Annotated in this window: 23 protein-coding genes, 1 tRNA gene and 1 other RNA gene; 24 read left to right on the top strand and 1 reads right to left on the bottom strand. The window is 55.7% G+C overall.

Annotation, left to right across the window (positions count from 1 at the left end; translation table 11 throughout):
* The first annotated feature begins 1 nt into the window (after window position 1).
* The 20 genes from KAR29_RS06555 to KAR29_RS06650 all read left to right on the top strand — a co-directional run bounded on the left by KAR29_RS06555 (window position 2) and on the right by KAR29_RS06650 (window position 17,358).
* The gene (locus KAR29_RS06555) at window positions 2-514 is read left to right on the top strand and encodes an NADH-quinone oxidoreductase subunit I (RefSeq protein WP_274372951.1); all 513 of its coding nucleotides are present in this window, start codon (window positions 2-4) and stop codon (window positions 512-514) included.
* Window positions 514-786: a (2Fe-2S)-binding protein gene (locus KAR29_RS06560; RefSeq protein ID WP_274374927.1), complete on the top strand. Its 273-nt coding sequence runs from the start codon at window positions 514-516 to the stop codon at window positions 784-786. The genes KAR29_RS06555 and KAR29_RS06560 overlap by 1 nt, the downstream gene beginning before the upstream one ends.
* Window positions 786-1,937 carry an NAD(P)/FAD-dependent oxidoreductase gene (locus KAR29_RS06565; protein WP_274374796.1) on the top strand — a complete coding sequence of 384 codons (1,152 nt, stop codon included), beginning with the start codon at window positions 786-788 and terminating at the stop codon, window positions 1,935-1,937. Before KAR29_RS06560 ends, KAR29_RS06565 begins: the two co-directional genes overlap by 1 nt.
* A gap of 242 nt (window positions 1,938-2,179) precedes the next feature.
* Complete coding sequence (locus KAR29_RS06570; protein WP_274374797.1) at window positions 2,180-2,389, top strand: 4Fe-4S dicluster domain-containing protein; 210 nt, start codon at window positions 2,180-2,182, stop codon at window positions 2,387-2,389.
* The gene (locus KAR29_RS06575) at window positions 2,382-3,515 is read left to right on the top strand and encodes a 2-oxoacid:acceptor oxidoreductase subunit alpha (RefSeq protein WP_274374798.1); all 1,134 of its coding nucleotides are present in this window, start codon (window positions 2,382-2,384) and stop codon (window positions 3,513-3,515) included. Before KAR29_RS06570 ends, KAR29_RS06575 begins: the two co-directional genes overlap by 8 nt.
* Before the next feature lies 1 nt (window position 3,516).
* Window positions 3,517-4,332, top strand: coding sequence for a 2-oxoacid:ferredoxin oxidoreductase subunit beta (locus KAR29_RS06580; RefSeq protein ID WP_274374799.1), 816 nt, complete (start codon window positions 3,517-3,519; stop codon window positions 4,330-4,332).
* A 6-nt stretch (window positions 4,333-4,338) separates the two neighbouring features.
* Window positions 4,339-4,887, top strand: coding sequence for a 2-oxoacid:acceptor oxidoreductase family protein (locus KAR29_RS06585; protein WP_274374800.1), 549 nt, complete (start codon window positions 4,339-4,341; stop codon window positions 4,885-4,887).
* Window positions 4,888-5,007: 120 nt separating this feature from the next.
* Complete coding sequence (locus KAR29_RS06590; RefSeq protein WP_274374801.1) at window positions 5,008-6,285, top strand: Glu/Leu/Phe/Val family dehydrogenase; 1,278 nt, start codon at window positions 5,008-5,010, stop codon at window positions 6,283-6,285.
* A gap of 98 nt (window positions 6,286-6,383) precedes the next feature.
* On the top strand, window positions 6,384-7,757 hold the full coding sequence (rlmD, locus tag KAR29_RS06595) for a 23S rRNA (uracil(1939)-C(5))-methyltransferase RlmD (protein ID WP_274374802.1): 1,374 nt from the start codon (window positions 6,384-6,386) through the stop codon (window positions 7,755-7,757).
* 58 nt (window positions 7,758-7,815) lie between these two features.
* Window positions 7,816-7,890: transfer RNA gene (locus KAR29_RS06600), tRNA-Gly, on the top strand.
* 246 nt (window positions 7,891-8,136) lie between these two features.
* Window positions 8,137-8,469, top strand: coding sequence for an SPFH domain-containing protein (locus tag KAR29_RS06605; RefSeq protein WP_274374803.1), 333 nt, complete (start codon window positions 8,137-8,139; stop codon window positions 8,467-8,469).
* Window positions 8,450-10,450 carry a V-type ATP synthase subunit I gene (locus KAR29_RS06610; protein WP_274374804.1) on the top strand — a complete coding sequence of 667 codons (2,001 nt, stop codon included), beginning with the start codon at window positions 8,450-8,452 and terminating at the stop codon, window positions 10,448-10,450. Before KAR29_RS06605 ends, KAR29_RS06610 begins: the two co-directional genes overlap by 20 nt.
* Window positions 10,451-10,496: 46 nt before the next feature.
* On the top strand, window positions 10,497-10,976 hold the full coding sequence (locus KAR29_RS06615) for a V-type ATP synthase subunit K (protein ID WP_274374805.1): 480 nt from the start codon (window positions 10,497-10,499) through the stop codon (window positions 10,974-10,976).
* 20 nt (window positions 10,977-10,996) lie between these two features.
* A complete protein-coding gene (locus tag KAR29_RS06620; RefSeq protein WP_274374806.1) occupies window positions 10,997-11,578 on the top strand; it encodes a V-type ATP synthase subunit E in 582 nt (193 codons plus the stop codon).
* Window positions 11,579-11,595: 17 nt separating this feature from the next.
* On the top strand, window positions 11,596-12,609 hold the full coding sequence (locus tag KAR29_RS06625) for a V-type ATPase subunit (RefSeq protein ID WP_274374807.1): 1,014 nt from the start codon (window positions 11,596-11,598) through the stop codon (window positions 12,607-12,609).
* Window positions 12,602-12,940, top strand: coding sequence for a V-type ATP synthase subunit F (locus tag KAR29_RS06630; RefSeq protein ID WP_274374808.1), 339 nt, complete (start codon window positions 12,602-12,604; stop codon window positions 12,938-12,940). The genes KAR29_RS06625 and KAR29_RS06630 overlap by 8 nt, the downstream gene beginning before the upstream one ends.
* A 24-nt stretch (window positions 12,941-12,964) precedes the next feature.
* Window positions 12,965-14,758: a V-type ATP synthase subunit A gene (locus tag KAR29_RS06635; protein ID WP_274374809.1), complete on the top strand. Its 1,794-nt coding sequence runs from the start codon at window positions 12,965-12,967 to the stop codon at window positions 14,756-14,758.
* Window positions 14,748-16,166, top strand: a complete 1,419-nt coding sequence (locus tag KAR29_RS06640) for a V-type ATP synthase subunit B (RefSeq protein ID WP_274374810.1) — start codon at window positions 14,748-14,750, stop codon at window positions 16,164-16,166. Before KAR29_RS06635 ends, KAR29_RS06640 begins: the two co-directional genes overlap by 11 nt.
* An 11-nt stretch (window positions 16,167-16,177) precedes the next feature.
* The gene (locus KAR29_RS06645; RefSeq protein WP_274374811.1) at window positions 16,178-16,804 is read left to right on the top strand and encodes a V-type ATP synthase subunit D; all 627 of its coding nucleotides are present in this window, start codon (window positions 16,178-16,180) and stop codon (window positions 16,802-16,804) included.
* Complete coding sequence (locus KAR29_RS06650; RefSeq protein WP_274374812.1) at window positions 16,801-17,358, top strand: gamma carbonic anhydrase family protein; 558 nt, start codon at window positions 16,801-16,803, stop codon at window positions 17,356-17,358. The genes KAR29_RS06645 and KAR29_RS06650 overlap by 4 nt, the downstream gene beginning before the upstream one ends.
* Here KAR29_RS06650 and KAR29_RS06655 read toward each other — a convergent pair.
* Window positions 17,340-18,137: a CheR family methyltransferase gene (locus tag KAR29_RS06655; RefSeq protein ID WP_274374813.1), complete on the bottom strand. Its 798-nt coding sequence runs from the start codon at window positions 18,135-18,137 to the stop codon at window positions 17,340-17,342. The two genes, KAR29_RS06650 and KAR29_RS06655, sit on opposite strands and share 19 nt — an antisense overlap.
* Window positions 18,138-18,251: 114 nt before the next feature.
* Between KAR29_RS06655 and rnpB the strand changes: the two genes are divergently transcribed.
* The 4 genes from rnpB to KAR29_RS06675 all read left to right on the top strand — a co-directional run bounded on the left by rnpB (window position 18,252) and on the right by KAR29_RS06675 (window position 20,459).
* An RNA gene (rnpB, locus tag KAR29_RS06660) (RNase P RNA component class A) lies at window positions 18,252-18,584 on the top strand.
* A gap of 171 nt (window positions 18,585-18,755) precedes the next feature.
* Window positions 18,756-19,181, top strand: a complete 426-nt coding sequence (gene mraZ, locus KAR29_RS06665; protein ID WP_274374814.1) for a division/cell wall cluster transcriptional repressor MraZ — start codon at window positions 18,756-18,758, stop codon at window positions 19,179-19,181.
* Window positions 19,178-20,092: a 16S rRNA (cytosine(1402)-N(4))-methyltransferase RsmH gene (gene rsmH / locus KAR29_RS06670; RefSeq protein WP_274374815.1), complete on the top strand. Its 915-nt coding sequence runs from the start codon at window positions 19,178-19,180 to the stop codon at window positions 20,090-20,092. Before mraZ ends, rsmH begins: the two co-directional genes overlap by 4 nt.
* Entirely contained in the window at window positions 20,082-20,459 is a 378-nt protein-coding gene (locus KAR29_RS06675) for a hypothetical protein (protein WP_274374816.1), read from the top strand. Before rsmH ends, KAR29_RS06675 begins: the two co-directional genes overlap by 11 nt.
* Window positions 20,460-20,484: the final 25 nt, after the last annotated feature.

Raw genomic sequence — 20,484 nt, forward strand, 5'->3', positions numbered from 1 at the left:
GATGACCGACAACGAGAAACTCTTCAACAGCGGAATCCTGACGGAAAGCCGTCCGGGAGCGGAGCAGCCGCCCCTGTCCCTCTGGGAGGGGAAAAGAAACGGCCTGGTCCTCATCGAATGCCCCCAGCGCATCCCCTGCAACCCCTGCGCGTCGAGCTGCCCGACGGGAGCGATCCTCCCCTTCGAGGACATCAACGACACGCCGCGGATCGACTACGAGAAATGCATCGGCTGCGCCAAATGCGTGGCCATCTGCCCGGGCCTGGCCTGCTTCGTCGTGGACCTCACGGCAGGAGGCGAGGGCAGGGCTCTGATGAAGCTGCCCTACGAAATGCTTCCCCGCCCGGCCAAGGGGGAGGAAGTGGCCTGCCTGAACCGTGAGGGTGCGGAAGTGTCCCGCGGCACGGTGAGGGCCGTCACGGAGCCACTGAAAGACCGTACGATCGTCGTCCACGTCGACGTGCCCCGTGACCTGGTGAGCGTCATCCGAGCCATCAAGGTGGTGAAGAAGTGATGGAAAAGGAAATCGTCGTCTGTCGCTGCGAAGAAGTGACGATGGAGGAGATCCGCAAGTGGATCGACAGGGGCTACGACAGCTTTGACGAGCTGAAGCGGGTTCTGCGCGTCGGCATGGGGCCCTGTCAGGGCCGGGGCTGCCGGGACATCATCCTCAAGGAGATCGCTCGGGCCAGGAACGTTCCCGTCGAGTCCGTTCCCCCCGGAACCTTCAGGCCCCCCGCAAAGCCTATCAAATTGGGCATCCTGGCCGAAGGCGGTGACAAGTGATGACGTGGAAGACGAAGGCGGAAGCGGTTGTCGTCGGCGGTGGCGTTCAGGGGATGGCCACGGCCTACCACCTGGCCAAGATGGGAATGAAGGATGTTGTCCTGCTCGAGAAGGGGACGGTCTGTTCCGGTTCGACGGGACGTTGCGGCGCCGGTATCCGGGCCCAGTGGGGCCTTGAGATGAACTGCCGTTTCGGACTGGCCTGTGTCGACCGGTTCGAACACCTCGCCGAAGAGCTGGGCATGGACGTGGGCCTCAACCAGGGCGGCTATCTGATGGTCGCCTACGAGGAGAGCGAGTTCGATCAGCTCAAGGCCAATATGGCCCTCCAGAACAGGCTGGGAATCACGACGCACGTCGTTTCCTACGACGAGGCCAGGGAGATCTGTCCCGGCCTTTCCGCAGCCGACGCCGTGGGCTTCACCTTCCACGCTCGTGATGGTCATGCCGATCCCTTCCTGACGACTTTCGCCTTTCAGGAGGCGGCCAAACGTCTCGGCGTGACGATCTACAAGAACACGGAGTGCACGGCTGTCCGCGTCGACTCGGGCCGTGTTGTCGGCGTCGATACGACCGGGGGGGCCATCGCCACGCCCATCGTCGTCAACGCCGCAGGTGGCTACTCCCAGTTCATTGCCAAAATGGCCGGCGTCGATATTCCCAACTACTCGGAGCGGCACGAGATCCTCATCACCGAGCCCGTCGAGCCCGGCGTCTGCCCGCCCATGCTCATGAGTTTCTCCGGCAACTACTACATCCAGCAGCGGCCTCATGGCTCCATAATCGGCGGTTGCAGCCCCGAAGGGCATCCCGCCGATTACGAGCTGGGCAACAGCTGGGACTTCGTCGAGCAGATGTCGCGGACCATCACCAAGCTTCTTCCCCGGACCAAGGGAGTCCGCGTCGTCCGCCAGTGGTCGGGACTCTATAACATGACGCCCGACCGGGCTCCGATCATGGGTGAAGCCGATACGGTCAAGGGATTCTTCCTGACCTGTGGCTATTCGGGACATGGCTTCATGTTCGGACCTGTCTCCGGTGATCTGATGGCCCAGCTCATCCTGACGGGCAAAACTGCCATCGACATCGAGCCCCTGCACTACAGAAGATTCGCCGAAGGCAAGCTGCTCATCGAGCCGGCCGTGGTCTAGGCGTAGACTTAATTTGCTGAATAGTCAAATAAAAGAGGAGCCGGGGCGTCCTTGGGGGTCTCGGCTCCTCTTTTTCTGCCTTTATAGTAGGACTTTCGAATCAAATTAACCTATGTTGTAGAAAAAAAGGCAGCTTTCAGCTCCGTGCCGGAGCTTGTGGTTGGTGAGCTTTGTAACTATAATCGCTGGGGAACAATTGTCGCTCTAAACCGTACTTTTCTTCGGGGAGGAAGGTGAGTTCATTGGCAAAAAAGTTTCAGGTTACAATCCATGAGCCCTGGTGCAAGGGTTGCGGACTCTGTATCGCGCTCTGCCCCAAAAAGGTGCTTGAACTGAACGATCGGGTGAAGTGCGAGGCCGTTCGTGTGGAGGATTGCATCGGCTGTCGGCAGTGTGACAATATCTGCCCTGACCTGGCGGTGACTGTGAAGGAGCGTGAAGAGAATGCCTAAGGTCGCTTTCTGGCAGGGTAATGCCGCCATTGCCATGGGGGCCCTTGCCGCAGGCTGTCGGTTCTTCGGCGGCTATCCCATCACCCCCTCGTCTGAAATTGCCGAGGTCATGGCCGAAGAGCTGCCCAAGATCGGCGGCAAGTTCATCCAGATGGAGGACGAGATCGGCGGCATCGCCTCGGCCATAGGGGCTTCCATCTCCGGAGTCAAGGCCATGACGGCCACTTCGGGCCCCGGCTTCTCCCTCAAGCAGGAGAACCTCGGCTTGGCCTATATCGCCGAGATCCCTCTCGTCGTCGTCGACATCATGCGCGGCGGCCCTTCGACGGGGCTTCCCACGAAAGTCTCTCAGCAGGATGTCATGCAGGCCCGCTGGGGAACTCACGGTGACCATGGCACCATCGCCTACGTTCCCTCTTCCGTCAAGGAGATGTATGAGCTCACCATCAAAGCCTTCAATATGGCCGAGCGGTTCCGTCAACCCGTCCTCATTCTCGGCGACGAGATCATCGGCCACATGAGGGAGAAGGTTACGCTCGACGATGAAAGCAGCGTCCAGATCGTCAACCGCAAGGCTCCTAACGTCGCTCCGGAAGATTTTGTTCCCTACAAGGCCGACCCGGAAGACGATGTCCCCCCCATGGCCGATTTCGGCGGAGAGTACCGCTGGCATGTGACGGGCCTGACCCACAACGACTGGGGTTTCCCCACGAATGACGCCGCTCCCATCGAGAAAAAAATGCTCCGTCTCATGCGGAAGATCGACCGTTTCCGCGACGATATCGTCAAATTCGATACCTACGAGGCCGAAGACGCTGAGATTCTCATCGTTTCCTATGGCTCCGTCTCCCGCTCGGCCCTTCGCGCCGTCAGGGAGATGCGTGCCCAGGGCATCAAGGTCGGCCACTTCCGTCCCATCACCGTTTGGCCCTTCCCCGACAAGGAGCTTGAGGCCTATGCCTCGAAGGCGAAGCACATCGTCGTTCCCGAGCTCAACTGCGGACAGATGGTCCTGGAAGTCGAGAGAGCTGTTCACGGAAAATGTCCTGTCCACTTCAAGGGACTCGTAAACGGCGAGCTTTTCAAGCCCGCCGAGATCATTGCCGCCGTCAAGGAGGTGGCCTGAGATGCCTCGTCCTGAAGTCCTGAGCTGGATCCGTCAGCAGTTTTTCCCCCACGTCTGGTGCCCTGGCTGTGGACATGGCATCATTATGCACGCCCTTCTACGCGCTCTTGTGGCTGAAGGCAAGGATCCCACCAAGACCGCTCTCTGCTCGGGAATCGGCTGTTCCAGCCGTCTTCCGGGCTACATCAACACCTGCACCGTCCACACGACTCACGGCCGCTCTCTCGCCTTCGCCACGGGCATCAAGCATGCCAAGCCGGAGCTGACCGTTCTCGATGTCATGGGCGACGGCGACTGCTCTGCCATCGGAGGCAATCACTTCATCCACGCCTGCCGCCGCAACATCGACATCACGGCCATCGTCATGAACAACAACATCTACGGAATGACGGGCGGTCAGGCCTCTCCCACGACGCCTGTGGGTTCTTATGCCACGACGACGCCCTACGGCGCCATCGATCCCACTTTCGACATCTGCAAGCTCGCTGAAGGCGCCGGCGCCTCTTTCGTGGCTCGGAGCACCATTGCCAACCCCGTCCAGTGCGAGCAGCTGATCCGCAAGGGCATTCAGAACAAGGGCTTCTCCGTCATTGAAATCGTCTCCAGCTGCCACACCCAGTACGGACGCAAGAACAAGCGCCGTCGTCCCATCGACAACATCAATTTCTTCAAAGAGAACGCCGTTCCCCTGGCCAAAGCCAAGACGATGACGGAGGAAGAGCTGGCCGGCAAGATCGTCACCGGAGAGTTTGTCAGCCGCCAGTCCCCTGAGTACACCGAGCAGTACCAGAAGCTGATCGACAGGGTAAGGGGGTAGAGGAGAATGAGCGAGCGCTACGAGATCCGTTTTGCCGGTTCCGGTGGCCAGGGCGTCATCCTCGCCTCCGTCATTGTTGGCGAGGCCGCTGCCCTTTTCGATGAGGGCTGGGATTCCGTTCAGAGTCAGTCCTACGGTCCTGAGGCCCGTGGGGGTTCCTGCAAGGCCGACGTCGTCCTCTCAAGGGGCGAAATCGACTATCCCAAGGCCGTTGCGCCGAGCCTCCAGGTCATCCTCACCCAGAAGGCCTGTGACGAGTACATCGGCGGAACCCAGCCGGGGGGCACTGTCATTCTGGACGACTTCTTCGTCACTGATGTGCCCAAAGTCGACGCCGAAGTTCACCTTCTCCCCATCGTCCGCACCGCCAGAGAAAAATTGGGCCGGGAACTTGTGACGAACATGGTTGCCCTCGGTGCGGCGGCCCGCGTCATGGAAAAAAAGATCAGCCTCAAGCCTGAAGCTGTCAAGGAGGCCATCCTCTCGCGCGTTCCCAAAGGCACGGAGGAGCTCAACTCGAAGGCCTTCGACGAAGGCTATTCGATGGTCGGCTGAAAAACCCCTGAACTGAACTGCTTGTCATTGTTCTTTCAGCGATAATGTGATATCCTTGTCAAAGGTGGACCAAGAGGGTTGTCATGGACAGCCCTCGATCGATTGAGGAGGGGTTTTGATATGTCCGTGGAAAAGCGTACCTCGACTAACGTTCTCCTCGACACGGCTCTCAAGAATTTCTACGGCGCCGCTGCCGAAATGGGTCTGGAAGACGGGCTCGTCGAGATCCTGAGCCGGTCCGAACGGAAAGTCTGCGTCTCCATTCCCGTTGAACTCGACGACGGCACCATCCGCGTCTTCGACGGTTTCCGCGTTCTCCACTCGTCGGCTCTCGGCCCCGGCAAGGGCGGTGTCCGCTTCCACCCCGACGTCTGCGTCGATGAGTGTGAAGCCCTTGCTTTCATGATGACCTGGAAATGCTCCCTCGCCGGCATCCCCTACGGCGGAGGCAAGGGCGGCGTTTCCTGCGACCCGCTTGAGCTCTCTCCGAGGGAGAAGGAGCGCATTGCCCGCACCTTCGCCGCTCGGATCGAGCCCTTCGTCGGCGCCTGGACTGACGTGCCCGCTCCTGACGTGAACACCGGCGGACCGGAGATGATCTGGTTCATGGACACTATCAGCAAAATGCGTGGTCGCCTCGAACCGGCCATCTTCACCGGCAAGCCCATCTCCCTCTGGGGATCGAAGGGTCGCACGGCCGCCACGGGACTGGGTGTCGCCACCTGCGCCATGGAGCTTCTGAAGGTCCTGGGCAAGCCTGTCAAGGATGCGACCGTCGCCGTTCAGGGCTTCGGCAATGTCGGAACCTATGCGGCCAAGGTCCTTTCCGAGGCTGGAGCTAAGGTTGTCGGCGTCAGCGATATCACGGGTACCTACTTCTGCAAGGATGGTTTGGACATTGCCAAGGCCATGGCCCACGTGAGCAATCATCCCAAGAAACTCCTCGAGGGATACCAGCAGGCCGGTCTGGAGAAGTTGCCTCTGGCCGATGTCCTTTTCCTCGACGTCGATGTCCTGTTGCCCTGCGCTCTCGAGGGCGCCATCAACGCTAAGAATGCCGACATGGTCAAGGCCACTTTTATCGTCGAAGGCGCTAACGGCCCCGTCACGCCTGAGGCCGATGCCGTTCTCGATGCCAAGGGAATTCTGATCGTTCCTGACTTCCTCGCCAACAGCGGCGGTGTCGTGGGCTCCTACTTCGAGTGGTGCCAGGACCTTGCCGGCTTCTTCTGGACTGAGGAGGAGTACAACGAGAGACTCCTGCGGATCATGCGCGACAATTTCCACCGCGTCTGGGAGTACTCTCAGGAGAAGAGCATCAAGATGCGTCGTGCCGCTTTCATGGTCGCCATCAAGCGCGTTGCCGACGCTGTCCGCATGCGCGGCATCTTCCTCTAGACATCTCCCTCAGCGAAGAAGAGAGGGGCAGGCGCAGCCTGCCCCTCTCTTCTTCGCGTCTTTCGTGAGGAGTAACCTTTTCAAGGAGGTGAGACTCGATGCCCCTTCAGGGAGAAACGCGGCTGCTCCGTGCCCGTGGCGTCAACAGCGAAGGCGACGGGCTCTGTGATTGCGACGATGGCCTGGTCGTCTTTGTCCCCATGATGTTGCCGGGAGAGGAAGCTCTCGTGCGCCTTGTCAAGGTCAAGCGCTCCTATGGAATCGGCAAGGTGCTGGAATCGAAGGCCGTCAGTCCAGAGCGGGTCACGCCCTTCTGTCCCTGGTTTGGCAAATGCGGAGGCTGTCGCCTCCAGCACGGAAGCTATTCCCTTCAGCTTGAGATCAAAGAGGGTTTGCTTCTGGATGCCATGATGCGTCTGGGCGGGTTCCTACGGGAAAACATCCCCCTCCGCCCCTGTGTCCCCTCTCCCCGGCAGAGACACTACAGAAACAAGGCCTCTTTCCCGATCCAATCCTTCCGAGGTGTCGTCACCCCCGGTTTTTTCCAGAGAGACAGTCATCACCTGATTCCCGTAGACCGTTGTCCCCTGATAGACCCCTCGCTGGAAGAGCTGATGAAGGTCTTTCGTGAAACGCTGCCGACTCTTTCCCTTCGTGCTTACGATGAACGCAGCCAAAGGGGGAGTCTCCGTCACGTCCTTCTTCGCAAAGGCAGTCATTCCGGCCAGGGAGCGGTCCTGCTCGTCCTTAAAGAGCGGCCTTCGTCGGCCCTTTTCGACGAACTACGCGTCTTTGCGAGGAAAACGCGGGCCCGCTTCCCCCTTTTTTCCTCCTGGGCGATCAACATCCATCCCGATCCTGGCAACGTCATCATTGGTTCCAGAACGTTGCCTCTCTCCGGAGCTCCCTACATAGAGGAACGATTGGGGAAATACGTCTTTCGCATGGACCTGACGGCCTTTTTCCAGGTCAATTCCTCTCAGGCCGAAAATCTTTATGAAAGCGTGAAGGCCTCCCTGGGACAGGAGGAAAAAGGCGATATCCTAGAGCTCTACAGCGGCGTCGGCAGCCTCACGGCCTATCTGGCCTCGACTGGACGCCGCGTAACTGCCGTCGAATCATGGGAGCCATCGTCGCGCAGTCTGGAACATAACATGAAAAGCAATGCCGTGAAAAACGTCTCCGTCTTCAGAGGCAGGGCTGAGGACTACTGTTCGACAGGTGTACTTCCTCCCTTCCGAACGGTCGTTCTCGATCCTCCCCGGAGCGGCAGTACTCCCGAAGTGATCGCTGCCATCAGTCGCCTTTCCCCGCTGGAGATTCTCTATATCTCTTGCAATCCGGCGACTCTTGCCCGAGACCTCCGAAGCTTCGTCGATACCGGCTATCGGCTGATCTCTCTGACCCCCTTCGATCTTTTTCCTCAGACGGCTCATGTCGAAACCCTCGCAATCCTGAAACGGACCCGGTGAAATGAGGCTGGGCCGTTGCCAAAGAGGGCGCAGCTCGCTATACTACATGGCGTTACAGGCGGACATAGCTCAGTGGTAGAGCATCGGCTTCCCAAGCCGAGGGTCGCGGGTTCGAATCCCGTTGTCCGCTCCAAATCCGACAGAGAAGGGGCGCAAGCCCCTTTTATCATAGGGACATCTCCTGCCTTCTGAGCCAGCTAGGTGACGCAGGAGCTTTTTTTTAGGTAAAATATCCAGAATTTTCCATTTGATCTTCGTCTTCTTGCTGAATAAGCCTTGTTAAAATTGACACATTACCGGCATGCCTATACAATGCGGAGGGGATGTATTTCGGTAATGGCATGACAGCCGATTTATCCCATCGGAAGGAGGACTGGCGATGAGTTTCAATGTAGCAGACGAGATCCGTTCAGCCGAGGAAGAAGCCCGACAGATTCTCTCTACGGCCAAGGCGGAAGCGGCGAAAGTCCTTGCGGAGGCCAGAGCCACGGCGGAGAAGACGATACAGGAGGCCAAACAGCACTCGCACAGAAAGATGACCGAGGAAGTTCAGCGCTTGGAAGCGGATGCAGAGTTGAAAGCGACAGAAATGATTGATAAGGGAAAGCAGGATGCCAGGGCTTTCGTAGAATCCCACCAGGCCCGAGTAGAGGCGGTTTCCGTCTGGATCGGTGATGAGGTGGTGAAGCGATATGGCGATAGCATCCTTTAAAAGGGTTGATATTGTTGCTCATAAATCCGTTACAGAAGATTTGGTTGCAGAATTGCAGCAAATGGGTTTTTGTGAACAAATCAAAGAGGTAAATGACCAATCAATAGAGACAACAAAAAAAGACCTTCAGGAAAATGACTTCGAAAATGTCCAGGCCGAAATTAAATTTCTTCTCAGATTTTTGGAGCCAAAGTACAAAGACGATGGCGGGATAGGAAAGATGCTATCCCCAAAACCCAAATATAAATTAAATGAGCTGCAGTGTCTTTTTAACAACAACATGATTCCTGCTCTATCTGAAGAAATAAGGAAAATGGAAAAAGAGTCTTCTAATTTAAGGTCAAAAGAAACTTTCTTGAAGACGACAAGAGATGTTTTGGTTAATTTTAGTGGCATGAGCTTCCCCCTTGCTTTTTTTAGTCAAGGTACAGCTAAGGTTCATGGAATACTTGGATCTGTAGCTACATCTCAATTTGTTGGACTTAAAGATTTTGTGGCTTCACTAGATAGTGATTTAGTGGATTTTTATTCTAGTGAATCTAAAAAAAACGACAAAGAAACATATTTGGCTATAGTGTATAGCAAAGAAATAGAAAGAGAGATTTTGGACGCTTGCGCTCAATTTGGTTTATCTAGGATAGATCTTGACGAGAGTTTGGTGGATTTCCCAGAAAAAGAAAAAAAAATGATCGCTAGGTCTTTAGAAATTATTGAAAAACAAAATATTCAAGCGGAAGATAGAGCTGTATCGCTTGCTGACAAATGGGTGCCTAAGCTTCGCTTGCTTTCTGATTATCTTTCAGTTTTAGCTGATCGCTTTGAGGTTGTCAAAGGGGCCGGATCTACTGAGAAGATCGTTTTTTTAAGTTTTTGGATTCCAGAAAAGAGCATTCTAAGCTTTAAAAATAAAATAAAGCGGTTTGAAAATTTAATAGACTATAGAATATCGGATCCGGATAAAACGGACAAACCACCTGTTCTTTTGGATAATAGTGGTTTTTTTGGGGCCTATGAGCCATTGACTAGTCTCTATGGGGCTCCGGCCTACGGATCTATCGACCCAACTTCGTTAATGGCTCCTTTTTTCTTTGTTTTTTTTGGAATGTGTTTAGGGGACGGCGGTTATGGTCTCCTTCTCGCATTTGTGTTTTTCGGTGCCATTAAAAAGTATCACATGGTCGGAGATTCCAGGCGTTTTTTCTCTATTTTGGGATTGGGTGGAATTTCCACCATTTTTATGGGTATGGTTACTGGCTCATGGCTTGGGGATATGATTGATGTGTTCCCTTTTCTAGCTTTTTTGGCCCCCATAAAGAATGCTCCTGCGTTCCTTGATCCCCTGAATGATCCGATTACATTTTTGATTATATCTCTTGCTTTGGGTGTAATCCAAATTTTGTATGGACTTTCTGTTGCGCTGATTCATAACTTCAAAAAAGGCGATAAAGTGGCAGCTTTTGCTGATCAAGGTGGATGGATTGCTCTTTTAGTGGGTATACTTCTTTACGCTGGTGGATTGAGTGGCTTCTTGGGTGGGACCCTCGCTTCGCTGGGCAAAGTGCTTGGTTGGGGCGGCGTGGTGATCCTGGTCGCGACTCAGGGAAGGCACAAGCCGACGATCGTGGGTAAAATCGTTTCGGGAGTGCTCAGCCTCTACAACCTGACATCCTATCTCGGCGATGTCCTCAGTTACAGTCGTCTTCTCGCTCTCGGTCTTGCGTCGTCCGCCGTTGCCATGATCATCAACATGTTGTCTGATCTTGTTGGCGGTGTTCCTTACGTGGGTTGGATCTTTGGGGCTCTTATTTTCGTCGGTGGCCACCTCTTCAATTTGGCCATCAATGTCCTGGGAGCCTTTGTCCACTCGCTCCGCCTTCAGTACGTCGAGTTTTTCAGCAAGTTCTATGTCTCTGGAGGGCGCACCTTCGACCCTCTCCGCTATCGGACCGATCACGTCACCATCTGTGAAGGGGCAGAGTAGCCTCCAACTGTTGGTATCCTACATCTTTGAGGGGAGTGCTTGAACAATGGAGTATCTGGGAATTGCTCTGGTCGTCTGTGGGGCAGCGCTTGCTGCGGGTTTTGCCGGCGTCGGGTCGGCCATTGGAGTCGGTATCGCGGGACAGTGTGGTGCCGGCGTCATGACAGAAGATCCCGGTAAGTTCGGTCTCGTCCTTCTCCTGCAGGCTCTTCCCGGCACGCAGGGAATCTATGGTCTGCTCATCGCGTTTGTCGCCATCCTCAAGATCGGTCTCCTCGGTGGTGGCGAAGGCGTTAGCGTCGGCATCTATCAGGGCCTGGGCATTCTTTTTGCCTGTCTTCCCATCGCCATTGTGGGCTATTTCTCCGCCATTGCCCAGGGCAAAACATCGGCGGCCTGTATTCAGATGATTGCCAAGAGGCCCGAAGAGACGGGGAAGGCTGTCATTCTTCCCGCCATGGTCGAGACTTACGCCGTTCTCGCTCTTCTCCTGAGCATCATTCTTCTCAACGGCATTCAGCTCTAGCTGCGGCGGAGGAGATTCCGATGTCTCTCGCCGACATTAAAAAAAGGATCGAAAAAGACGCCAAGCAGGAGGCTCTATCTTTGTTGGCCAAGGCCGATGCCCAGGCCAAGGTTGTCCTACAGGAAGCCGCGGAGGCGGCCGTCCAGATGGAGAACAACCTCAGAGCTAAGTTGGCCAAGGATGAACCCGAAATTTTTCGCCGGCGTGACGTTGTCGCTCGTCTTGATGTGCGAAAAGTAGACCTGGGTGCGAAACAGGAACTTATCGATCAGTCCTTTACTGAGGCTTTAAAAAAGCTACAAAGCATGGATAAGAAGAAATATATGAGTTTTTGTGGAAAGCTTCTGGAAAAAGCTATAGTTACAGGTGATGAGTTTTTTATCGTCGGGCAGGAAGAGAAAAATCTCGATTCTGCATGGCTTGAGAGTTTTAACCAGAAAAACACGACTCGACTCGTCTTTGCTGAAAATAGACTTCCTATCAAAGGCGGTTTCATCCTTCGTCGTGGTCTGGTTGATGTTAATTGCTCTTTCGAGATGCTGGTCCGTTCCCTGCGCGAGGAACTCGAGAAGGACGTTGTGACACGTCTCTTTTCGAGTTGATCCGGGGAGGTGAGGTGATGGCCCAATCGGAGCGTTACGGCTATGCCGTTTCGAGGCTCCGTGCTATGGAGAGTCGCTTTATCGAGTCATCCCTTATGCAACGTATGCTCGATAGCGACGATCTCTCTGGGGCTCTAAAAGTGTTGGGAGAGACCGGCTACGTTCAGTGGATGGCTGATAGTGGCGGAGAGGGACATTTTGACCGTATCGTGGAGGCCGAGCTCGATTATGTCCTCCGAGAAGCGCAACATTTCGTGCCCGATTTGCAACTCGTCGACCTCTATCGGCTTCCTTACGATTTCCACAACGTCAAAGTCATCCTGAAGAGCCTCTTTCGTAAGGCTTCGGGCGAGGTAAGGCGGTGGGATCTTCTCTCCTCTCTCGGTACGGTGCCGTCCGACGATTTGATCACGGCTATTGAAAGTGAAGACTACCGAATGCTTCCTTTCGGACTGGCCGCTGTCGTTCCGGCTTGCATCGCCCTATGGGATCAGAACGGAACGCTTCCTGAAATCGAGAGGCGCATCGATGCTCAGCTTTTCCGGACCATGATGGCTTTGGGGCGCGAGGTCCCTTCCGAAGGGATCTCCGATTGGATCTCCGCCCGCATCGACGCCGAAAATGTTCGTAATTTGGGAAGGCTGAAGAGAACGGGTACGGATCTTTCCAAGGTTCGCCTCTTTCTCCACGATGAAGGACATGTACCGGTGGACCATCTGCTGTCCATCTACAGCGAACCCTTCGAGTTCTGGAGCAGGTCCCTTGCCTTTACGGCAGTGGGACCCACTCTGATCAGTCTCTCCGCAAGGGGGTCCGATCTGGGGCTTCTCCTGGTAGAGATGGAGAAAATGTTGGATGACTATGTCTCTTCAGCCATCCATCCCTATCGTTATAGCCCCTTCGCTCCGGAGAACGTTCTTCGCTATCTGTGGATGAAGGAAATGGAGACGAAAAACGTTCGGATTCTTCTCGTAGGTAAGAGCAACGGGGCTGAAAAGGAACTTCTAAGGGGGTTGCTTCGCCATGTTTAAGGAAAGCGATCTCAAGCTTGCCGTTGTCGGAGACTACGAGAGCGCTCTCCCCTTTCAATCCGTCGGAGTGGAGCCTCACTATGTAGACGGAGAAAAACGGTCCGAATTTCCCTCCCTGATAGCCGGACTGGCTCGTTCCGGTTATGCCGTCATCTTCCTTCTGGAAGATCTCTATTTCCAGCACAAAGCGTTGATCGACGAGCTCAACGAGCAGCATTCCGTGGCCATCATCCCCATCCCCGGACTTAAGGGATCGCAGGGGGTCGGCATCAACTCCATCAAAGACAGCGTCGAGCGCGCCGTCGGCATGGACATCTTTTCCGTTCAGTAAAGACAGGGCTGGAGGCGATACAGAGTGGCCAACGACAAGATCATAAAAGGGTCCATCGCTAAAATATCAGGTCCTCTCGTCGTGGCCGAGGGCATGGCGGGAGCTTGCATGTTTGACGTCGTTCGCGTGGGGGATATGGGGCTCGTCGGAGAGATCATCGAGCTCCGAGGCGAGACGGCCTCCGTCCAGGTCTACGAGGAGACGTCGGGGCTCATGCCGGGCGAACCGGTCACGAGCACGGCCGAGCCGTTGAGCGTTGAGCTCGGGCCCGGACTCATCGAACAGTTTTACGACGGCATACAGAGACCTCTCCGTCTCATCGAAGAGGTAGCGGGAAGCTCGTTCATCCCCCGCGGCATTTCCGTCCCGTCCATAGACAGGACTCGCAAGTGGGCTTTCGTTCCCAAGGTGAAAAAGGGCGATCGCGTTGCGGCAGGAGACGTCCTTGGCGTCGTCCAGGAGACGGTCCTCGTCGAACACCGCATCCTCGTCCCGCAGGGCCTTGCCGGCGAGGTGAGTGAGATCCGTGCCGGAGAGTTCACCGTCGAGGAGACCGTCGCCGTCATTAAGGACGGAGCCGAGAAGACGAACGTCACCATGCTGCGGAGGTGGCCTGTCCGTGTCGGACGTCCCGTGGCCAGGCGCCTTCCTCCCGTCGTTCCTCTCTCGACGGGACAGCGCGTCGTCGACATGCTCTTTCCCATCGCCCGAGGGGGAACGGCCTGCGTTCCTGGGCCTTTCGGATCGGGCAAGACCGTCATCCAGCATCAGCTGGCCAAGTGGGCCGACGCTGAGATCGTCGTCTACGTCGGCTGCGGCGAGCGGGGCAACGAGATGACCGACGTCCTTCTCGAGTTCCCCGAGCTGGAAGATCCCCGTTCGGGACAGCCTCTGATGAAGAGGACCGTCCTCATTGCCAACACCTCCAACATGCCCGTGGCCGCCCGAGAGGCCTCCATGTACACGGGGATCACCATCGCCGAGTACTATCGGGATATGGGCTACTCCGTGGCTCTCATGGCCGATTCCACCTCGCGTTGGGCCGAGGCGCTGAGGGAAATGTCGAGTCGCCTCGAGGAGATGCCTGGCGAAGAGGGGTACCCGGCCTATCTGGGAACTCGCCTCGCCTCTTTCTACGAGCGGGCGGGAAGGGCCGTCTGCCTCGGTTCCGACGGAAGGGAGGGTGCCATCAGCGCCATCGGTGCCGTCTCCCCCCCGGGAGGAGACCTTTCGGAGCCCGTCACGCAGAACACGTTGCGCGTCAGCAAGGTATTCTGGGGGCTTGACGCCACGTTGGCCTATCAGCGCCACTTCCCGGCCATCAATTGGCTCGACAGCTACTCCCTCTATGCGGAAAAGCTCGGAGAGTACTGGGATGCCCGTTACGAAGGGGAGTGGAGTGTCTTCCGAATCGAGGCCATGTCCCTCCTTGAGGACGAGAACGGTCTGAAGGAAATCGTCCGCCTCGTCGGTATCGACGCTCTCTCCAAAGAGGAGCGCATGGTCCTCGAGACGGCCAAGTCTCTCCGGGAGGACTTCCTCCATCAGAACGCCTTCCACGAAATCGACACCTATGCCTCCATGGACAAACAGTTCCGCATGCTCCGCAACATCCTTGTCTTCCACCATCTGGCCATGGATGCCCTGAAGCGGGGGGCTCTTCTCAAGGAAGTCTTCGATCTTCCCATTCGTGACCGCATCTCCCGTATGCGCTATCTCGAAGAGGCCAAGCTGGAAGATCTGGACCGACTGGAAGAAGAGCTGAAGCAGGTTTTCGGCGATCTTCTCTCCGCTGGAGGTGAGAGCGATGTTGCCTAGGGAGTACAGGACCATCTCCGATCTTTCCGGACCTCTCATGATCGTCGAAAAGGTGCGCGATGTGCGCTACGACGAGCTGGTCGAGATTGAGCTTTCCAACGGCGAACGCCGCAGGGGGCGGGTCCTCGAGATCACGACCGATCGGGCCATGGTACAGGTTTTCGAGGGAACGAGCGGTATCGACGTCGCCAGCACAAAAGTCCGCTTCCTGGGAAAGGTGCTCACGCTTCCCGTGGCGCGTGACATGTTGGGCCGTATTTTCAACGGCCGAGGCGAGCCCATCGACGACGGGGCCCCGGTCATCCCCGAAAAATCTCTTGACGTCAATGGAAATCCCATGAACCCCTTCTCGCGGGATTACCCTTCCGAGTTCATTCAAACGGGGATTTCCACCATCGACGGCATGAACCCTCTCGTACGCGGCCAGAAGCTTCCCATCTTCTCGGGAAGCGGCATGCCCCATAACCGCATCGCTGCCCAGATCGCCCGCCAGGCGACCGTCATCAGCGGCCACGAAGAGTTCGCCGTCGTCTTCGCCGCCATGGGTATCACCTTTGAAGAGGCCTCCTTCTTCATGGAAGATTTCCGGAAGACCGGCGCCATCGAACGGACGGCGATGTTCGTCAACCTGGCCGATGACCCTGCCATCGAGCGAATCACGACGCCTCGTCTGGCCCTGACGACGGCCGAGTATCTGGCCTTCGAGAAGGACATGCAGGTTCTCGTCATCCTGACCGATTTCACCAACTACTGCGAGGCCCTGCGTGAGATTTCGGCGGCCCGCAAAGAGGTCCCGGGGCGCCGCGGTTTCCCGGGCTACCTCTACACGGACCTGGCGACTCTCTACGAGAGGGCCGGCCGTCTCAAGGGCAAAAAGGGATCGATCACCCAGTTCCCGATCCTGACCATGCCGGAGGATGACAAAACCCATCCCATTCCCGACCTGACGGGCTACATCACCGAGGGGCAGATCATCCTGGGACGCCCGCTCCACCGCAAGGGCATTTTCCCTCCCGTCGATGTCATGCCCTCCCTTTCCCGCCTCAAGGACAAGGGCATCGGAGCCGGCAAGACGCGTGAGGACCATGCCGACCTGATGAACCAGCTCTTTGCCGCCTACGCCCGAGGAAAAGAGGCCAAGGAGCTTGCCGTCATACTCGGCGAGGGAGCCCTGACGGAAGAGGACAAGGCCTTTGCCCGCTTCTCCGATGCCTTTGAAGATCGCTATGTTCGTCAGGGTGAGTATGAAAATCGCACCATCGAAGAGACCTTGGGCCTTGGATGGGAGCTTCTCGCTCTCATTCCCGTCAAGGAGCTCAAGCGGGTTCGCGATGCCTACATCGAAAAGTATCTTCAGCCGATTCTCCAGGAAAAAGAGGAAAAAAATCCTTCTTCCGTAAAGGCTTGAGGTGAGGCCCGATGGCAAAGCGACTTAGCGTCAACCCCAACAGGATGGAGCTCTCAAGGCTCAAAAAGCGTCTTGTCGTCGCCAAACGGGGACATAAGCTGCTCAAGGACAAGCAGGACGCTCTGATCAAGGCTTTCCTGGAAAGGGCGCGTCAAGTCAAGGCCCTCCGGGAAGAGCTGGAGAAAGAGCTGGCCCTCTGTTACCAGAGCTTCCTTCTCGCCCGTGCCCAGACGCTTCCCGTCATGCTTGAGCAGGCCCTCATGATCTCTTCGATGCGCTGTCGTGTCGAAGTCGGGCAGCGCAACGTCATGAGTGTCCTCATTCCCGAGTACGAAGTGCATCAGGAAGGAGAGGGGCTCTCCTATGGCCTGGCGAACACGTCGGGCAGTCTCGATCTCTCGCTGGAGCGTTTTTCGGCCCTCCTGCCCAGGCTGATTCATCTCGCCGCCGAGGAGAAGGGGCTGAAGCTGATGGCGACGGAGATCGAGAAGACGAGACGGCGCGTTAATGCCCTTGAACACGTCCTCATCCCCTCCTTCCAGGAAACGGCTCGCTACATAACGATGAAACTCGACGAGCAAGAGCGGGCGGGGTTGAGCCGTCTCATGCGCATCAAGGAGATTGTACGATCTCATTGACGAAGAAACGATCGGAAGAGGTGGCGGGATTGACCGACGAAGCGGTGTTCGTGCCCTTTGAAGGCCGCCTTCCCTCGGTGGCGGAGGGAGCTTTTGTGGCTCCCTCCGCCGTTCTTGTGGGGGACGTGGTCATCGAAAAGGGTGCCAGCGTCTGGTTTCATGCGGTGCTGAGAGGAGATCTTCAGGCGGTTCGAGTGGGTGCCAGAAGTAATGTCCAGGACGGTGCCGTTCTCCACGTGACGAAAGCGCTCCCCGTCGTCATCGGCGAAGACGTGACCGTCGGCCATTGTGCTGTGCTGCATGGCTGCCGCATCGGTCGAGGTTCGCTCATCGGCATGTCGGCGACCGTTTTGGATGGGGCGGAGATCGGCGAAGAATCGATCGTGGCCGCAGGCTCCGTCGTTTCACCAGGGAAAAAAATTCCATCGCGATCAATGGTCATGGGAGTGCCAGGTAGAGTCGTTAGAGAATTAACAAAAGACGAAATAAATGATATTCAAGCAAATACGGCGGAATATGTTTGTCTTGCAGCGATTTATTCCGGCCGAGAGTAAAGGAAGGGGCCAGCTGACTTAAAGCCTATCGATCTGTATTCGAATATTTGCTCAGTTGCTCCGACCATCAAAAAACCTCCAGGCTTAAGTGCATCATAGAATTTTTTGTATAGCTTTGATTTGGTTTCAGGGGAGAAATAAATAACAACATTTCTGCATAATATCAAATCAAAAGAAGACTCATCAAATGCATCCTCTATTAAATTCCCTCTGCGAAAATCGACTTTTTGCCGAATGTCGGCGTTGATTCTAACCTTTTCTGAGTCTATCGTAGAAAAATGACGTTTAACCCATTCCGAAGGCGCTCCTGCGATCTGCCTGATGTTGTAAATGCCCTCTCTTGCCTTAGCGATCGCGCCTTGGTCAATGTCCATAGCTAAAATTTTAGATTCAAGCCCAAGCTCCGTGGCAAGGATAGCTAAAGAGTAAGGCTCTTCGCCCGTGGCAGATCCTGCGCTCCATAGTTTTAACTTTTTATTTTTTCGCAAGGCAATGAGATGGGGTATTACATTGTCCTTTAGTTCCCACCAGCGCTGTGGGTTTCTGAAAAACTCAGACACGTTAATTGTTATATAATCAAGAAAATCTCGGCGTTTCGTTTCATTGTCTTTGATTAGCTTGAAGTAATCTTCATAGGAGCTGATGCCCCAGCGTTGCATCAACATGTGAACTCTTCGATGAATTTGATACTTATAGGCATTAAGGTCAATGCCTGTAAGCCGTTGAATCTCGGTTTTGAAGCGTTCGTACTCTGGCGGTGCCGGGTAGTCTTTTTCCAACGTTGGCCCTCCTCGAGAGGTCGATTCGACGGCAGACCGCCGAGCTTTTATTATAAGGATTCTAGCGTTCCTTTGCACCTTTCTTCTCTTTTCATGGTAAAATCGTCCCTTGAGGGAGTATCACAGGCAGCCGCTGCCCGTCAGGGGAGAGGAAAGTCCGGGCTCCGCAGGGCGGAGCGCTGGGTAACGCCCAGCAGGTGTGAACCTGGGAAAGTGCCACAGAAACATACCGCCGGTTCAGGCCGGTAAGGGTGAAAAGGTGAGGTAAGAGCTCACCAGCCGTCGGGTGACCGTCGGGCTAGGCAAACCCCGCTCGGAGCAAGACCGAATAGGGGGGGATGAAGCGGCCCGCTGACCCCCGGGTACGGTCGCTTGAGGCTGCGCGAGAGCGCAGTCCTAGATAAATGGCTGTCGCATACAGGACCCGGCTTACGGGATACTCCCTCTAATTGTTTTAAATGAATGAAATGAATCGGCAAAGGCAACGCTGAAGGAATTAAATAATGCTAAAGACCTAGGGCCTTGGGAGAAAATTGATTCCAAAGGCCCATTATTTATGCCTTTGTCATGGTAAGGTGGGACAAAGTGGGAGGCTATGGAGGGGAATGGGGCATAGGCATGTTCATCGGGAGTTACGAACACCGTCTGGATGAAAAAGGCAGACTCGTGTTGCCGGCGCCTTTCCGTGAACCGATGGAGGCGGGTATGGTTGCCAGCGCCGGAATCGGTCACTGCGTCTCGATCTACAGCCGGGAACGGTGGAGTTCAATCTTGACGAAAGTTCAAAATTTGCCCTTCCCGAAGGGGAAAACCCGAGATTTTCTGCGCGTGCTTCTCGCTACGGCCCAGGAACTGGAGCTTGACCGATCCGGTCGCATTCTTATCGGAGCCCCCTTGAGGCAACATGGAGGGATTCTCCAGGATGTCGTCGTTCTGGGGGCCGGAGATCATCTCGAAGTTTGGGATGCGGCGAGTTGGAAGGAATATAGCCAAAAGGTTTTGGACGATTTTGCAGAGATAGCCGAGGAGGTCGAAGGGCTATGACGGAGCACGTGCCGGTCATGATCACGGAAGTTTTGGAACACGTGCCGGAGGAGCTTCGGGGCTGGGCTGTCGATGCCACTTTGGGCTTGGGCGGTTATAGTGAGGCCCTTCTCGTGAAGTGTCCCCTCCTCTCTGTCTTGGGTATCGATCAGGATCCACAGGCTCTTCGGCTGGCTCAAGAACGTTTAGCCCCCTTTTCCTCTCGCTTTAGGGCTCTTGAGGGGAATTTTCGCCAGATTAGTGCTCTTGTTGCCTCTCTTCCGGAAAAATTTTCCGTAATTCTTTTCGATCTGGGGCTCTCCAACCTTCAACTGACGGAACGCGAGAGGGGGTTTTCATTCAACGAAGATGGACCGCTTGACATGCGCATGTCACCTCTCTTACGGAAAAGTGCCTATCATTGGATCAACAATTCCTCCCCGCAAGAATTGTCGGAAATTTTTCGACTCTATGGGGAAGAGCGTTATGCCTGGCCATTGGCCAAGGGAATCGTTCGCCATGTCTTTCAAAAGGGGCCTATTGAAACGACAGGGGCGCTGGTTTCCGTCGTGAGAAGTATTCTGCCCGCGCCGATTCAGCGAAAAATGGGTGGTCACCCGGCCAGGCGAATTTTCCAGGCTCTTCGAATCGCCGTCAATGATGAGATCGCAGCCCTTGAGGAAGCGCTTGATGCCGTTGCGAAGATAGGAGCCGATCCCTGTCGTGTCATCGTCGTCAGTTACCATTCCCTAGAAGATCGCGTCGTGAAACATCGTTTCCGATCGTGGAAGCAGGAGGGGTTGGGCCGGGAACTTACGCGTAAACCTCTCATTCCGACAGAAGCGGAGATAGAGGGTAACTATAAAGCCCGAAGCGCCAAACTTCGAGTCTTCCGTCTGGAGACAGAGGGGGAGGGAGAGTATGGAAATTGAGAGGAGGCTGAAGAGAACCCAATGGGCGCTCTTGCTCCTTTCCGCCTTTCTCCTCCTCCTGGGGCTTGGGAGTATGCGCCTTTACGCGGTTTATCTGGAGCATCGCCTGAGTGAGGTGACGCGCCTTGTCGATGAAGCTCAGGAGCGTCAGTTGCTGTTGAGGCAGGAGCTGGCTTCTTTACTCTCTCCAGCGAGGGTGTATAGTTATGCCCATGCTGAACTCGGCATGGGCTACGCAACGCGAATCGTCGTTTGCAAGGTTCAGGCCGATGGCGCAAGCGATCTCTTCCGCGAGGAGGCAGCGCCTATCTCCCTTTGGGAGCGCTTCGCTAGAATCGTCGGCCGCGAGGCCTCGGCAAAGGACTAAATCGATTCCGTCTGTGAGGGGTTGT

The sequence above is a fragment of the Aminithiophilus ramosus genome (genome assembly GCF_018069705.1).
GTDB lineage: Bacteria > Synergistota > Synergistia > Synergistales > Aminithiophilaceae > Aminithiophilus > Aminithiophilus ramosus.